Source organism: Halomonas sp. 707D4 (assembly GCF_024158685.1).
Taxonomy (GTDB): Bacteria; Pseudomonadota; Gammaproteobacteria; order Pseudomonadales; family Halomonadaceae; genus Vreelandella.
Window position 1 is genome coordinate 1 of sequence record NZ_JAMZBD010000748.1, and the last position, 1,051, is coordinate 1,051.

The window sequence follows — 1,051 nt, forward strand, 5'->3', positions numbered from 1 at the left end:
GGGGCGTCGTCGACCTTCATGATGCCGCCTCGGCGCCAAGTGCCCCCTTGTCACGCAGCACCGCCTCGAGGGCGATGGTCATCATGTCGTTGAAGGTGCTCTGGCGATCGGCGCTGGAGAGCGAGTCGCCCTTGAGGATATGGTCCGACACGGTGCAGATCGTCAGCGCCCGGGCGCCGAACTCGGCGGCCACGCCGTAGAGGCCGGCGGCTTCCATCTCGACGCCGACGATGTTGTAGCGCTTCATCAGCTCGGCCATCTGCTCTTGCGGGTTGTAGAACAGATCCGCCGAGAAGATGTTGCCCACCTTGACCGGCACGTTCTGCGCCTTGGCGGCGGCCACGGCGTGGCTCGCCCACTCGAAGTCGGCGATGGCGGCCAGGTCGTGATCGTTGAAGCGCATGCGGTTGACCTTGGAGTCGGTGCTGGCGCCGAGACCGATCACCACGTCGCGCACGTTGACGTCGTCACGCACCGCGCCACAGGAGCCGACGCGAATGATCGACTTGACGCCGAACTCGGTGATCAGCTCCTTGGCGTAGATCGACACCGACGGAATCCCCATGCCGTGGCCCATCACCGAGACCTCGACGCCCTGGTAGGTACCGGTGAAGCCGAGCATGCCGCGCACGTCGTTGACCTGACGCACGTTCTCGAGATAGGTCTCGGCGATGTACTTCGCCCGCAGCGGGTCGCCGGGCATGAGCACGGTATCGGCGAAATCGCCTCTTTCAGCGTTGATGTGCGGCGTTGCCATGCAAGTTCCTCGATTATCCAGTCAGTGGGTCAGGCCACGCGGGGCAGAAAGCTTTCGCCGTCGTCCATTTCGCGCAGCACGAAGAAATCCGCCAGGGTCTGGCCGATGTCGGCGAAGGTATCGCGCTTGCCGATCGGCCCCGGCGTGAAGGTGCCGCCGCGCACCAGGATCGGCACGTACTCGCGGGTGTGCTCGGTGCCTTCCCAGCTCGGATCGCAGCCGTGGTCTGCGGTCAGGATCAACAGATCCTCGTCATCGAGGGCCTCGAGAAGCTGCGGCAGGCGGGTGTCGAAG

General features: G+C 64.9%; 1 protein-coding gene and 1 pseudogene. Both read right to left on the reverse strand.

Features of this window, described 5'->3' with window-relative positions; genetic code table 11:
• Positions 1-16: 16 nt before the first annotated feature.
• Positions 17-757, reverse strand: a complete 741-nt coding sequence (gene deoD / locus BIS11_RS18420) for a purine-nucleoside phosphorylase (protein ID WP_253420124.1) — start codon at positions 755-757, stop codon at positions 17-19.
• Positions 758-786: 29 nt separating this feature from the next.
• Positions 787-1,051, reverse strand: a pseudogene (locus BIS11_RS18425) (phosphopentomutase); the annotation flags it as partial.

Excerpts from the sequence above, each read along its gene's own strand:
- deoD (WP_253420124.1), bottom strand. The coding sequence starts at position 757 with ATGGCAACGCCGCACATCAACGCTGAAAGAGGCGATTTCGCCGATACC.